Source organism: Gaoshiqia sp. US2 (assembly GCF_059705485.1).
The window spans coordinates 5,061,160-5,075,591 of the sequence record NZ_AP048550.1 but is presented as its reverse complement, the minus strand read 5'-3'; the positions used below and the strand labels follow the sequence as shown (position 1 = coordinate 5,075,591).

Here is a 14,432-nt window from a genome sequence, read left to right as displayed (position 1 = left end):
ATGATAAATACACACGATGGGAACATATAATTTTGATGAACAGATAAACCGGGAAGGAACCAATTGCATCAAATACGACGCCCGGAAGTTTTTCTTTGGGAAAGAAGATGTGCTGCCGCTTTGGGTGGCCGACATGGATTTTAAAACCCCCGACTTTATTCTGGATGCCATCAAAAAACGGCTTGAGCACGAAATATTGGGTTATACATTCCGTCCGGATTCGTATTTTCAGTCGATTATCGGCTGGATGAAAGAACGCCATGACTGGTTGATCGAAAAAGAATGGATCTCATTCAGCCCGGGTGTTGTTGCCGGTTTAACGCTGGCGATCGAAACGTTCTCGAAGGCGGGAGATGAAGTTGTGGTTCAGCCGCCGGTCTATTTTCCTTTTTTTGATTCGGTCAAATCCACCGGTCGGCGAATGCTCGAAAACCCGCTGAAACTGGTGAATGGACGTTATACGTTCGACCTCGACGACCTGCGAAGCAAAATCACTTCAAAAACCAAACTCTTACTCTTGTGCAACCCGCAAAACCCGGGCGGGATGGTTTGGACAAAAGAAGAGCTGACTGCCCTGGCCACGCTGTGTCTGGAAAATAAAATCCTGATTATTTCCGATGAAATTCATTCCGACCTGGTTTTTAAAGGGTATAAACACATTCCGCTTCCAACGCTTTCGGATGAGATCGCACAAAACTGTGTGGTTTGCATGGCGCCAAGCAAAACATTTAACCTGGCCGGGCTGACGACTTCGTTCCTGATCATTCCGAATAAACGGCATTTTGCGCGATATGAGCGGACCCTGAAAATTCCGCATCTGCATATGGGAAATATTTTCGGAACCATTGCCCTCGAAGCCGCATACACGTATGGTTCAGGCTGGGTTGATCAGCTGGTCGGGTACATCCAGGCTAATTTTGACTTTCTCGAAGACTGGCTGAACAAGAACTTGCCATCGGTTAGGGTGATGAAAGCCGAAGCTACTTACCTGGCCTGGCTCGATTTTTCGGTACTTGGGCTAACCGATGATGAGCTCAATGAAAAGTTGTTGGACGCGGGTGTCGGACTGAACCGGGGAGTTCAGTTTGGTAAACAAGGCTCAGGTTATATGCGTATTAACCTGGGATGCACACGCGCCATGCTGAATGAGGCATTGAACCGGATCGCACAAATCGTGAGCCGGGCGTCGGAGTAAACTGCGGATATCGGCATATACAAATTTGCCCGGAAAAGATAATGATGTTGATCCTTCCCGGGCAAACTTTTCGGTTTTATTGATTATCAGACAGATTCTGCCAGAATACTGATTTTGTTGCTTTTTGATTCGACCACCCCTCCCGTGATTTCAATAAAAGAAACCTGGTCATTCCGGTCCACAATTTTAATTCGTCCTTTTTCCAGGGTCGAAATAATCGGGGCGTGGTTGGTCAAAATTTCAAAAGAACCTTTCGTTCCGGGGAGTTGAACCAGTTTAACTTCCCCCGAAAAGACCTTTTTGACTGGTGTTATAATTTCAAGATACATAGTGCGGTTTTTTCAGTCAAATGATCAGGCAACAGACTCGGCTAACATTTTTTCGCCCTTGGCAATGGCTTCTTCAATGGTGCCTACCAGGTTGAACGCCGATTCAGGATATTGATCCACTTCGCCGTCCATGATCATGTTAAAGCCTTTGATGGTATCTTCAATGGAGACAAGCTTGCCTTCGAGTCCGGTGAACTGTTCGGCCACGAAGAAAGGTTGAGACAGGAACCGTTGTACGCGGCGTGCGCGGTGAACCACCAGCTTGTCTTCTTCCGAAAGCTCATCCATCCCCAGAATGGCAATAATATCCTGAAGCTCTTTGTAACGTTGCAGGATTTCTTTTACACGCTGGGCACAGTTGTAATGCTCTTCACCAACAATATCAGCCGTCAGAATGCGTGAGGTGGAATCCAGCGGGTCAACGGCCGGGTAAATACCCAACTCGGAGATTTTACGGCTCAATACCGTGGTGGCGTCCAGGTGGGCAAAAGTTGTTGCCGGCGCCGGGTCGGTCAAGTCGTCGGCCGGCACATAAACGGCCTGAACCGAAGTGATTGATCCGTTTTTTGTTGAGGTGATCCGTTCCTGCATGACTCCCATTTCGGTGGCCAGAGTAGGTTGATAACCTACAGCCGAGGGCATCCTGCCTAAAAGGGCCGACACCTCGGAACCAGCCTGGGTGAAGCGGAACACGTTGTCGACAAAAAACAGAATATCACGACCCGAGCCGGGAGTTCCATCTCCGTCGCGCAAACTTTCGGCAATGGTCAGACCCGACAGAGCCACGCGTGCGCGTGCGCCGGGGGGTTCGTTCATCTGCCCGAACACCAGGGCCAGCTTCGATTTTTTCATGGATTCGGGGTTTACTTTCGAAAGGTCCCAACTGCCGGCTTCCATCGATTTTTTAAAATCCTCGCCGTAGTTAACAATGTCTGCTTCAATCATTTCCCGAAGCAGGTCGTTACCTTCACGGGTACGCTCGCCAACGCCGGCAAATACTGAAAGTCCGCTGTGAGCCAGTGCAATGTTATTGATCAACTCCTGGATTAACACGGTTTTACCCACACCAGCGCCGCCAAACAAACCGATTTTTCCGCCTTTGGCATAAGGTTCAATCAGATCGATTACCTTGATCCCGGTGAATAACACTTCCGTTTCAGTGGTTAGGTCTTCGTATCTGGGCGGTTTGTTGTGGATGTGCAGTCCGTCTTTTGGCAACTGCTCCAACCCGTCAACTGCGTCGCCGGTCACGTTTAGTAAACGTCCGAGGGCAATTTCTCCTTTGGGCATGGTGATTGGTTTGCCGGTGGCAATCACATCCAGGCCTCTTCTGATTCCATCTGTTGAATCCATCGAAATTGCCCGCACTGTATTTTCACCAATATGCTGCTGGCATTCTACAACCAGATTGGGTATTCCTTCACGGACAATTTCGAGGGCATCATAGATTTGAGGGAGTTCGCTTCCTTCACGATCGAAGCAGATATCGACGACAGGACCAATCACCTGTACTACTCTACCAATATTTTGACTCATTTTTAATAGTTTATTTCGAGTGGAGCCGGAAATTACAAAAACCGGTTTAATTGAACAAATTTCTTTTCTGAATAATGCGTATTAAATTTTTACCGATCAAACTAAACGAACGGACAGGATTAATGTTCACGCTTCATGATCGTTTTTGCCAGTAAACGTAAGGCTTCTTTCCGGGATTCTTCTACCTGAACAGCCTTTAGTTCCGTCAATGCTTTTTGGTAGTAATCATCCATCACCGACTCACTGATCTGTTGCACCCCGGAGTCTGTGTAAATTTTTCTGACAGCATCAATCTTTTCGGCGGGATCAAACTCTTTTTGCCCAATTCGGAACAACAATTCGGCCCGTTGACGGTCTGTGGCCAGCTCAAGCGTTTTCAACAACAAAAAGGTCTTTTTATTGGCGACAATGTCGCCGCCGATTTTTTTGCCAAATTTTTTCTGATCGGCATATACGTCCAACAGATCGTCCTGTAACTGGAAAGCCAGTCCCAGGTTGATCCCGAAGTTGTAAAGGCGATTGGCGTCTTCGGGGTGTGCCTGGCCGATAAGCGCACCCATTTTAAAGCTGCAGCCAATGAGCACGGCCGTTTTCAGCCGGATCATTTCCAGATAATCATTGATGCGAACGTCCGGTTTTCCTTCGAAATCCATGTCATACTGCTGTCCTTCACATACTTCGATGGCTGTTTTCGAGAACAGTTGGATTAACTCCCGGTAGGCCGGCGTTTCGGTTTTCAGCAAATATTGATAAGCCAGAATCGACATGGCATCGCCTGAAAGGATCGCGATATTCTCGTTGTATTTTTTATGTACCGACGGTTGGTTTCTGCGTAGTTCGGCATGGTCCATCATGTCGTCGTGCAGCAGGGTGAAGTTGTGGAAGATTTCCACGGCAAGGGCTGCATTCATGGCGTCATCGGGTTGTCCTCCAAAAAGCTCGCAGGCCATTAACAGCATGACCGGGCGAAGCCTTTTCCCACCCATGTTCAGCGTATATTCGATGGGGCCGTACAGATTAACCGGAACCGTTGAGCCGATTACCCTGGCTTCTTCTTCCAGTTTTACAACAATAAGTTCCTGTAATGATTTTGCTGTATGCATCATTCCTGTTCTTTAGTCATCGGAAGTTCCTGTATTTCCAGGTCGTCCAGTTCGATATCTTCCTCCTCATTATAAATGGCCAGCAACGGTTCGCGGAACGACCGGGTGGTGGTGAGCCTTTCCAAACCGATCAGCAAACTGGGCAGCAGGATCAGGTTGGAGGTGATGGCAACCAGCAGAGTCAGCGAAACCAGTACGCCAAGAGCGGCAGTTCCTCCGAATTTAGAGATACTGTACACGCCAAAACCAAAGAATAGCACCACGAAGGTATATAACATACTCACCCCGGTTTCGCGCAGGGCCCGTTTTACCGAACGATGAATGTCCCAGCCCGTTACATTCAGCTCCTGCCGGTACTTGGCCAGGAAGTGAATGGTATTGTCAACCGATATCCCAAAGGCGATACTGAATACCAGGATGGTAGATGCCTTGATGGGAATGCCCGTGAATCCCATGATCGCCGCCGTAAAAATCAACGGAAGGATATTGGGGATCAGCGACATCACCACCATCCGCCACGAGTAAAACATGAGGGCCATAAAGGATGAAATCAGGAAAATAGCCAAAGCGAGGCTCGAAAACAGGTTTTTAACCAGGTATTTGGTGCCTTTAAAGAAGGTAATGCTCGAACCGGTAACGGTAACCTTGTATTTGTCGGCCGGGAAAATGGAATCTACTTCCTGTTTAAAATCGTGGTATAATTCTTCCATTCGTTTGGTTCCCACGTCTTTCATCCGGATCGACACCCGTGTTATTTGCTGTGTACTGTCGAGGAACGAGTGCAGGGCGCCAATACTGTTTTGCGAGTTTTGTGTCGCATTATTGGCATACGCCAGGATGAAATTCTTTTCCTGGTTGCTCGGCAAGGTATAATAACGTTCCTTCCCGTTATAAAAAGCCTGTTTTGAGAATTTCAGAATATTCAGCAGCGACAGGGACGAGGAAAGTTCTTCGTAATTTGTCAGGTGTTTTTCGAGTTTGTCAATCAGGTTGAAGGTGCTCAGGTTCATGGCGCCGTTTGGCTTCTTGGTGTCCACAATGATTTCCAGCGGCATAATCCCGTCGATGTGTTTTTCGAAAAATTTCAGGTCCTGGTAAATCACATCACTTTCGGGAATATCGTCAACCATGTAACCGGAACTTTTGATCAGCGAAATACCGTAGATACCAAGCAATAAAATGAAAAATGCCGACAGATACACCCACTTGATGTGATGATAGGTAATATCGACCAGTTTGTCGATGATACTGCGAATATTTTTGTTTTCGAGATGCTGAATATGCCTGGCCTGGGGTGGATTGAAAAAGCTGAAAATCGTGGGAATCATCACCAGGGAAAGCAGAAACAAGGTCATGATGTTTAATGCGGCAACCAAACCAAATTGCCTCAGAATTTCGCTGTTGGTAATCACGAAGGTTGCAAAACCCGATGCGGTAGTCAGGTTGGTCAGGAAGGTGGCATTCCCGATTTTAATGATCACCCGTTGTAACGATTTGATTTTATTCCCGTGGGCGCGGAATTCATGATGATATTTATTCAGCATGTAAATGCTGTTGGGAATACCGATCACAATCAGCAAGGAAGGGATCATGCCGGTGAGCAGCGTGATTTTGAAACCTAATAACGACATGGTGCCCATGGCCCATACGACCCCTACGGACACAATCAGCATGGGGATCAGAACCGCTTTAAACGACCGGAAGAACAGGAACAGGGTAATAATACACAAGGCCATGGCCAAGGCGCTGAACAAAAAGATTTCCTTTTTTATATGAATTGAATTGATTACCCGAATGTAGGGTAGGCCGGAATAATGGACTTTCAGGGCTGATTCTTCTGAATACCGGTCACAGCGGTCTTTAATGGCCAATACCAACTTTTCGCGGGCTTTCGACGCCATTTTATCTTTGTTGACCGTAACGGCCAGCATATAAACATGGGCCTCAGGGTTATATAACAGACCGCGGTAAAAAGGCAACGAATGAAACGTTTTTGCCAGGCTGTCGAGTTTTTCCTGCGAGTCGATGTTTTCGGGAAAAATCGGGTCCAGTTCAAATTTCCGTTCTTCGGTGTTTTTTTTCAGCGTAAAGGCGCCCGATGCCGAAAGGATATCTTCGACCCCGTCAATGCTTTTTAAATCGTTATTTAATTCGCGCCACTGGTTAAAATATGACAATTTAAAGAAATCGGGATTTTCAATCCCCACAACAATCAGGTTACCCTCTTCTCCAAAGATTTCTTTGAAATTCTGATAGTCGATATTGGCGCTGTCCTTTTTGGGAAGTAATTGTGCATATTCATACGACATCTCCAGTTTTTGGGCCTGATAAGCCATAAAAACAGTTACAATGCCTAAAAAAACGAGTAAGAAAATTCTGTTTCTGAGAATAATTCTTGAGAGCCGAACCCACATAGTAATAGTCTTCAAAAAATATAGGGCGAAAATAGTTATTTATATTTGGATTACGAAAGTTTGTGGCAAGCAGATTCAGGTCATTGCATAAGCCATACTGTTAACTTTTCTGTTTGGAAATCGTACTTGTTAATACGACCAAAAATTGAATGCCATGAGGAGATATTACTATCTGGTTGCCACTCCCGAATCGTTAATTGCCTCTCATTTGGCCCCCGCCGATTTTGGCAATTACCTGGCTGTAGGCACCAAAAAGCAAACCAGGGGGCAGGCCACCTTCTTCGAAATTGATGCGGATAAAACCAGGCTGAATCAGGATTATATCAACATGAAAATGAAGCCCTATGATGACGGAGAACCAAAACGTTCGGTTTACCTGTCGATTTACCGCACCTTTGAAAGTATTCCGATGAAGGCGCTGAAAAACCTTTACCTGGTCACCGACGATGGGATTGTCCTTGAAATTGAGCCCAGGGACTACCTGGACCGGAAGTCGGATGAGATTCATCTTTACCAACAACTAGTTCCGATTACAACCCGGGTGGCCAGTAAATTACCGCCTGTTGAATTTATCCGGTTTCTCACCGATACCGGCAAGCCGGTTTTCGCACCAAAAATTTTCATGGCCGACCTGAGGCTGAACGAACTGGTTAACGACCCTTATGCCCCTTTGAACAATTTGCCCTATCCGAACCCGGATCATTTGCGCGACTGCCTGATTCGTTTAAAAGAGTCGCCGGGCAGACAAACCAAGACGGTTTTGCGTTTCCTGCGCGATGATATCCCTTACCGGACCATTAAAACCGGGTTTTACATCGGCGATAAAGATCATTACCTGTTTTATCCGTTCCCGACGATCGCCGATCTGGAAGGAAAATATTACCACTGGTGGCGCTCGGCATTAGTCAGACACTTCTGAACAGGCTGATTTTGCTAAGATTTTAATAGCCTGAACGATGCGTTGGGGCTAGTCTGTCAACGGCAAAACAGCCCCGGATTTTTTTTGAAAAAAGTTTCAGGATTTTTTTCAGAAAAGTTTTTTGTTTTGAGAAAAGCTGTTATTTTTGCATCGCTTTTGAAACACAAAGCAAACGTTCAAATACCGAAATTCCCTAGTAGCTCAGTTGGTTAGAGCGGCGGACTGTTAATCCGTAGGTCGTAGGTTCAAGTCCTACCTGGGGAGCTCCAAAAATCATAAAGACAAGTAAAACCGCTGGATATTGATAAATATTCAGCGGTTTTTTGTTTATTTTAGTTCAAGTTAAAAACCCACGTTCTCTGAACGTGGTCAGAGACGTTCCACGGGTTTGCCTGTAAAACGACTCATATTTACCTTTAGAAGGTTGTCCCCACAACCAAAGAAAGGAAAAAACAATGAGTCGTTTTAAGAAGTTGTCGCATGCGATCTGGCATTGCATGTACCATATCGTATGGACCCCTAAATATAGGTATAGAATATTGAAGGGAGAAATCAAAATTGAAGTGGAACACTGCATCAAGGCTTTCTCGGAGCAGAAAGGCTGTATTATTGAGGAGTTGAACGTACAGGAAGATCACGTACATCTGGTTTTGATGGTTCCGCCGAAAGTCTCTATTTCTGACATGGTTGGGATTTTTAAAGGACGAACAGCAATTCGGCTGTTCAACAAATATAAGAGCTTGAAGAGCCGCCCCTATTGGGGCAATCATTTCTGGTCAAAAGGCTACTGTGTGGATACAGTAGGACTGGATGCGGAGATGATCAAGAGGTACGTCAAGTATCAGGAAAAGAAAGATAAACGAGAAGAAGAAAAGTAGTCATTAACCTGTGGGGACAACAACTTTTACCTTCTTTGAGGGTAAAAGCAAATTACCCCTTCCAGGGGTTATCCCAAAGCCACATCCTTTGGGTGTGGATTTTTACTTTTTTTACCTGAAGCTGGCGTTCTTCGGTATTGGTGTAGTCCAGATGCGTACTTGCGAACGTGATATATTCTCCTTCACGATATTCTACATCGGCAACTAAAACAGCACGTTGTTCTTTCCCATTTTCAGTTTTAGGCAGGTAAATACGTTCTACCTTTGCCAACGGATACTTCGATAAGATGGCAACGCCATAGTAACCACCGGCATAAGGGATGGTTTTACCGTAAGCTGAAAGCATTCCGGTGTAAAAAGCCAGTTCGGTGATAAAATCTTTGCCGTTTTGATGCGGCGCCTTCGCGCGGTGTGTTTTTACATCAACTTCCTGAAGGGCAACAATATCGGGGTTCTGGATTTTAATAAACTCGGCCAGCTGTTCCAGCGAAGCCAGTTCGCCGAAACGGAGATTATAGCACAGTATTCTTAGTTGACTACCCTAATACCTACAGCAACGTAGAAAAGGGCAGTGCAAACTCGTCTCGGATACAGGCAACTCGTCCTAAAAAAAACGTCAACAACTAAAGCAAAGCAAAACTAATACCGGTCACTATCAAAATAGAACTTTGAACTTTTAGCTTAAATCGAGCTGAATTCCGCGTTTCAATCCTTGTTGCTCTGGATGTTGCTCTGGAAGATGAATCGGCAAAACTTCTTACGGCAGTCGCTTCTCAGTTTCAATCCTTGTTGCTCTGGATGTTGCTCTGGAAGTCAACAGTTAGTGTTAATAGTTTACGCAGCGACTTTTGTTTCAATCCTTGTTGCTCTGGATGTTGCTCTGGAAGCCATTGGAAGTAGACACGATAAGACGGCATATCACAGTTTCAATCCTTGTTGCTCTGGATGTTGCTCTGGAAGCATAATTGTTTGTTTTTCGTTTGTGCTTTTAATTGTGTTTCAATCCTTGTTGCTCTGGATGTTGCTCTGGAAGTGTTTCTGAGGCTGCAAAACAACTGAAAAGAAGTTTGTTTCAATCCTTGTTGCTCTGGATGTTGCTCTGGAAGCCCAAATTTTCTCTTGAAAGTTACTACATGGTTGTGTTTCAATCCTTGTTGCTCTGGATGTTGCTCTGGAAGACTTTCCTCAACGAGCTGGAAGAAAAATATATAGGCAGTTTCAATCCTTGTTGCTCTGGATGTTGCTCTGGAAGCGAGGAACCGGAGGGGCCAGAATTGCCTCCAAAAAGAGTTTCAATCCTTGTTGCTCTGGATGTTGCTCTGGAAGTTTTAGCTGCTGGAAAGTTTGTTGATGCTTGGAAAAAGTTTCAATCCTTGTTGCTCTGGATGTTGCTCTGGAAGAATATTTCTTTCCATTTTGTTTGTTTTTGTTATTATGTTTCAATCCTTGTTGCTCTGGATGTTGCTCTGGAAGTTAACCGCAAATGAAATTGCATCTGTATTGCCCAAATGTTTCAATCCTTGTTGCTCTGGATGTTGCTCTGGAAGTGAAATTGCTCTTGCACGGGCGATAGCATTCCCTCTGTTTCAATCCTTGTTGCTCTGGATGTTGCTCTGGAAGAATCGGTTAATATTGCGAACATTGGAAGCAGCATAAGTTTCAATCCTTGTTGCTCTGGATGTTGCTCTGGAAGTGCTGACCGGTTTACTTTCCTCAACGAGCTGGAAGGTTTCAATCCTTGTTGCTCTGGATGTTGCTCTGGAAGATTGATTTCCCCGGATTATAGCAGTCCAATTTCCCCTGTTTCAATCCTTGTTGCTCTGGATGTTGCTCTGGAAGCATAATTGTTTGTTTTTCGTTTGTGCTTTTAATTGTGTTTCAATCCTTGTTGCTCTGGATGTTGCTCTGGAAGTGTTTCTGAGGCTGCAAAACAACTGAAAAGAAGTTTGTTTCAATCCTTGTTGCTCTGGATGTTGCTCTGGAAGCCCAAATTTTCTCTTGAAAGTTACTACATGGTTGTGTTTCAATCCTTGTTGCTCTGGATGTTGCTCTGGAAGACTTTCCTCAACGAGCTGGAAGAAAAATATATAGGCAGTTTCAATCCTTGTTGCTCTGGATGTTGCTCTGGAAGTGTTCAGCTCTTCTGGCAACTGGTTTCTTTTTTTTCTGTTTCAATCCTTGTTGCTCTGGATGTTGCTCTGGAAGGCGATAACGCAGAACGATTGCTCATGCCCTACATGCGTTTCAATCCTTGTTGCTCTGGATGTTGCTCTGGAAGTCAATGAGGGTAACAGCCTCAGCCTTTTGCTTGTCTTGTTTCAATCCTTGTTGCTCTGGATGTTGCTCTGGAAGCGCAGGGCCATTGGCTGTACAAACTTTTCTTCGAGGTTTCAATCCTTGTTGCTCTGGATGTTGCTCTGGAAGTTTGCTTCAATACAACGTCGACGGAAATGGCCTGTGTTTCAATCCTTGTTGCTCTGGATGTTGCTCTGGAAGAATAACAGTATTGTAATCCTTTTTTAATTTAACATGTTTCAATCCTTGTTGCTCTGGATGTTGCTCTGGAAGTTCAAAAGCGGCTTTTGCAACTTCAACGGCATTGTAGTTTCAATCCTTGTTGCTCTGGATGTTGCTCTGGAAGATTGCGAAGGACGAATTAGGAAAACTTGACTTAGGATGTTTCAATCCTTGTTGCTCTGGATGTTGCTCTGGAAGGGGTGAAGGTTTTTCGCATCTCTTTTTTTCGTTAATGTTTCAATCCTTGTTGCTCTGGATGTTGCTCTGGAAGACAATTACCGCTTACATGCGTGGTACATTGGTTATGTTTCAATCCTTGTTGCTCTGGATGTTGCTCTGGAAGTACACTATTTTTTGCTGTCAAAAAAGGTATCAATGAGTTTCAATCCTTGTTGCTCTGGATGTTGCTCTGGAAGCCATTTCCAGATCACGACCAGATTTTGGATGTAAAAAGTTTCAATCCTTGTTGCTCTGGATGTTGCTCTGGAAGTATTACGGCAGTAGGAACTAATTTTATTGATGTAATGTTTCAATCCTTGTTGCTCTGGATGTTGCTCTGGAAGTGGTGAGTATCAAGGTCATGCGCATTATCGTAATATGTTTCAATCCTTGTTGCTCTGGATGTTGCTCTGGAAGACGGAATTGATACCAATTTGGATTATGAAGAATGGAGTTTCAATCCTTGTTGCTCTGGATGTTGCTCTGGAAGCTTTCATTTTGTATTTCAATTTGAGTTTCTACTAATGTTTCAATCCTTGTTGCTCTGGATGTTGCTCTGGAAGAGTTCATCAATTATGCCGAATGTTGTATATTTTACAGTTTCAATCCTTGTTGCTCTGGATGTTGCTCTGGAAGTTTTAGTATGAACGTTAACGGTTGATAATATGAACAGGTTTCAATCCTTGTTGCTCTGGATGTTGCTCTGGAAGAGCATCCGAATATTTATGTTCTCTTTGTGCCATTTTGTTTCAATCCTTGTTGCTCTGGATGTTGCTCTGGAAGTCAATATGGGCGAAAGCTTTTTATCTGATTACCAGAGTTTCAATCCTTGTTGCTCTGGATGTTGCTCTGGAAGATTAGCTGCTCGCAATGTGGGCTAACGGCGAAGCAGTTTCAATCCTTGTTGCTCTGGATGTTGCTCTGGAAGACGATACCAGGAAACATATTCTCGGAGAAGTATCATGTTTCAATCCTTGTTGCTCTGGATGTTGCTCTGGAAGTAGCATTGCAATAGGAACAAATGTAGAATATGCGCGTTTCAATCCTTGTTGCTCTGGATGTTGCTCTGGAAGTAACAGCGGATGAAATTATCTCTGTATTACCAAAAAGTTTCAATCCTTGTTGCTCTGGATGTTGCTCTGGAAGCCGCATAGCTGCGACCCGTTGATCGCTCGTACCATCCGTTTCAATCCTTGTTGCTCTGGATGTTGCTCTGGAAGTGGCAGATGTTGTTTTTGATTCTTATTTGGTAGGATGTTTCAATCCTTGTTGCTCTGGATGTTGCTCTGGAAGCTATCATTATGTAATCTTGTATCAGCAACGGTTATAGTTTCAATCCTTGTTGCTCTGGATGTTGCTCTGGAAGAACGTAGATATATATATGCAATTAACTTTAAATCAGTTTCAATCCTTGTTGCTCTGGATGTTGCTCTGGAAGTAAATATCTGTAATGGCATAGCAAATGGATGGCCGGGTTTCAATCCTTGTTGCTCTGGATGTTGCTCTGGAAGTTTCATTTTCGTTATCTCTCGGCCAGTCGATACAATGTTTCAATCCTTGTTGCTCTGGATGTTGCTCTGGAAGTAAATCTGTTTTGATAATTCGTTTAAATTGTTCATAGTTTCAATCCTTGTTGCTCTGGATGTTGCTCTGGAAGCTTTCCTCAACGAGCTGGAAGCAAAATATATAGGGAGTTTCAATCCTTGTTGCTCTGGATGTTGCTCTGGAAGTCGATGCCCTTTGCTTGCCCATTGGTTATATTGAAGAGTTTCAATCCTTGTTGCTCTGGATGTTGCTCTGGAAGATTTTTCGTTCATTTTATAGAAATATTGACTTAGCTGTTTCAATCCTTGTTGCTCTGGATGTTGCTCTGGAAGTGCCATATTTTTAATTTTAAACGTTTAAACTAAAAGGTTTCAATCCTTGTTGCTCTGGATGTTGCTCTGGAAGTTATTGATGTAGTATCCCCTTTCTGTATATTACTAAGTTTCAATCCTTGTTGCTCTGGATGTTGCTCTGGAAGAATTAATAAGGGCTTCAATCGTAACATCATCAACAAGTTTCAATCCTTGTTGCTCTGGATGTTGCTCTGGAAGTTTTTGATTTTCATACCGACTTTGACTAAGGATGAAGTTTCAATCCTTGTTGCTCTGGATGTTGCTCTGGAAGTGGTATGAATTTTCTGAAGGGAAACAATCGGTAACGTTTCAATCCTTGTTGCTCTGGATGTTGCTCTGGAAGCTTTTCATTAAAAGTTGATAGGGTCGAGTTTGTTACTGTTTCAATCCTTGTTGCTCTGGATGTTGCTCTGGAAGATTATAATTATTTTTTTCATACTGTAATATATTAAAAGTTTCAATCCTTGTTGCTCTGGATGTTGCTCTGGAAGAAGATCAGGGAGGGCAAACATCCACGACGCAAGAGGGTTTCAATCCTTGTTGCTCTGGATGTTGCTCTGGAAGTTTTAAAGCGATTGGTGAACTTGTAGATTTTGAAAGGTTTCAATCCTTGTTGCTCTGGATGTTGCTCTGGAAGGATCATATTGATATTGGGGGAGTAATGCCCCTGTTGGTTTCAATCCTTGTTGCTCTGGATGTTGCTCTGGAAGGAAGCCTTTAATGCCTCGTATTCGGCCTTAAACTTGGTTTCAATCCTTGTTGCTCTGGATGTTGCTCTGGAAGAAAGGCACACCACAAGAAACCAGAATGCAGTCATAAGTTTCAATCCTTGTTGCTCTGGATGTTGCTCTGGAAGTTATCTGGCAAAGACGTGATTTGAGTGCCCCTGAGGGTTTCAATCCTTGTTGCTCTGGATGTTGCTCTGGAAGTTATCTGGCAAAGACGTGATTTGAGTGCCCCTGAGGGTTTCAATCCTTGTTGCTCTGGATGTTGCTCTGGAAGAAGGTGTCGCTTTCTGCTAATGAAATCAGATTTGCCGGTTTCAATCCTTGTTGCTCTGGATGTTGCTCTGGAAGTCTATATTTGATTTACTTACTCTGCAAATATAGACGTGTTTCAATCCTTGTTGCTCTGGATGTTGCTCTGGAAGTTTGCTCCTATTGCTGACAGTAGATTGTTGTTTTCTGGTTTCAATCCTTGTTGCTCTGGATGTTGCTCTGGAAGCGCCACCTCCCGAAATGTGGCCCCGGATAAACCGAAGGTTTCAATCCTTGTTGCTCTGGATGTTGCTCTGGAAGTGCGGGCTCGGATTGACGAGATCGATAACCTAAAGCAGTTTCAATCCTTGTTGCTCTGGATGTTGCTCTGGAAGTGAAAGCCCGTTGATCGTTACCGGGACCGGGTTGAAGTTTCAATCCTTGTTG

The 14,432-nt window shown here is 44.3% G+C and carries 8 protein-coding genes, 1 tRNA gene and 1 CRISPR repeat array (1 of these 10 running past the window's edge); of the genes, 4 read left to right on the top strand and 5 right to left on the bottom strand.

Annotated features, from left to right (window positions below; translation table 11 throughout):
- The first annotated feature begins 16 nt into the window (after positions 1-16).
- A complete protein-coding gene (locus tag AC6H3C_RS20395) occupies positions 17-1,195 on the top strand; it encodes a MalY/PatB family protein (protein WP_497517384.1) in 1,179 nt (392 codons plus the stop codon).
- Positions 1,196-1,281: 86 nt separating this feature from the next.
- Here the strand turns inward: AC6H3C_RS20395 and atpC are convergent, their stop codons facing one another.
- From atpC to AC6H3C_RS20375, 4 genes are all read right to left on the bottom strand, one after another.
- Positions 1,282-1,524, bottom strand: coding sequence for an ATP synthase F1 subunit epsilon (gene atpC / locus AC6H3C_RS20390; RefSeq protein ID WP_497517383.1), 243 nt, complete (start codon positions 1,522-1,524; stop codon positions 1,282-1,284).
- Positions 1,525-1,548: 24 nt separating this feature from the next.
- Complete coding sequence (atpD, locus tag AC6H3C_RS20385; RefSeq protein WP_497517381.1) at positions 1,549-3,060, bottom strand: F0F1 ATP synthase subunit beta; 1,512 nt, start codon at positions 3,058-3,060, stop codon at positions 1,549-1,551.
- Positions 3,061-3,179: 119 nt separating this feature from the next.
- On the bottom strand, positions 3,180-4,166 hold the full coding sequence (locus AC6H3C_RS20380) for a polyprenyl synthetase family protein (protein ID WP_497517379.1): 987 nt from the start codon (positions 4,164-4,166) through the stop codon (positions 3,180-3,182).
- Positions 4,163-6,499, bottom strand: a complete 2,337-nt coding sequence (locus AC6H3C_RS20375; protein ID WP_497517378.1) for an efflux RND transporter permease subunit — start codon at positions 6,497-6,499, stop codon at positions 4,163-4,165. Before AC6H3C_RS20375 ends, AC6H3C_RS20380 begins: the two co-directional genes overlap by 4 nt.
- A gap of 232 nt (positions 6,500-6,731) precedes the next feature.
- Here AC6H3C_RS20375 and AC6H3C_RS20370 point away from each other — a divergent pair, with 232 nt between their 5' ends.
- From AC6H3C_RS20370 to tnpA, 3 genes are all read left to right on the top strand, one after another.
- A complete protein-coding gene (locus tag AC6H3C_RS20370; protein WP_497517376.1) occupies positions 6,732-7,496 on the top strand; it encodes a hypothetical protein in 765 nt (254 codons plus the stop codon).
- 190 nt (positions 7,497-7,686) lie between these two features.
- Positions 7,687-7,760: transfer RNA gene (locus AC6H3C_RS20365), tRNA-Asn, on the top strand.
- A 191-nt stretch (positions 7,761-7,951) separates the two neighbouring features.
- Positions 7,952-8,374: an IS200/IS605 family transposase gene (gene tnpA, locus AC6H3C_RS20360; protein ID WP_497516157.1), complete on the top strand. Its 423-nt coding sequence runs from the start codon at positions 7,952-7,954 to the stop codon at positions 8,372-8,374.
- A gap of 52 nt (positions 8,375-8,426) precedes the next feature.
- Here the strand turns inward: tnpA and AC6H3C_RS20355 are convergent, their stop codons facing one another.
- Positions 8,427-8,897 carry an endonuclease/exonuclease/phosphatase family protein gene (locus tag AC6H3C_RS20355; protein WP_497521287.1) on the bottom strand — a complete coding sequence of 157 codons (471 nt, stop codon included), beginning with the start codon at positions 8,895-8,897 and terminating at the stop codon, positions 8,427-8,429.
- Between the two features lie 179 nt (positions 8,898-9,076).
- Positions 9,077-14,432: a CRISPR direct-repeat array (repeat unit 37 nt; unit sequence GTTTCAATCCTTGTTGCTCTGGATGTTGCTCTGGAAG); it runs 3,895 nt beyond the window's last position.

Excerpts from the sequence above, each read along its gene's own strand:
- AC6H3C_RS20370 (WP_497517376.1), top strand. The coding sequence starts at position 6,732 with ATGAGGAGATATTACTATCTGGTTGCCACTCCCGAATCGTTAATTGCC.
- tnpA (WP_497516157.1), top strand. The coding sequence starts at position 7,952 with ATGAGTCGTTTTAAGAAGTTGTCGCATGCGATCTGGCATTGCATGTAC.
- atpC (WP_497517383.1), bottom strand. The coding sequence starts at position 1,524 with ATGTATCTTGAAATTATAACACCAGTCAAAAAGGTCTTTTCGGGGGAA.
- AC6H3C_RS20375 (WP_497517378.1), bottom strand. The coding sequence starts at position 6,499 with ATGGCTTATCAGGCCCAAAAACTGGAGATGTCGTATGAATATGCACAA.
- AC6H3C_RS20380 (WP_497517379.1), bottom strand. The coding sequence starts at position 4,166 with ATGATGCATACAGCAAAATCATTACAGGAACTTATTGTTGTAAAACTG.
- AC6H3C_RS20395 (WP_497517384.1), top strand. The coding sequence starts at position 17 with ATGGGAACATATAATTTTGATGAACAGATAAACCGGGAAGGAACCAAT.
- atpD (WP_497517381.1), bottom strand. The coding sequence starts at position 3,060 with ATGAGTCAAAATATTGGTAGAGTAGTACAGGTGATTGGTCCTGTCGTC.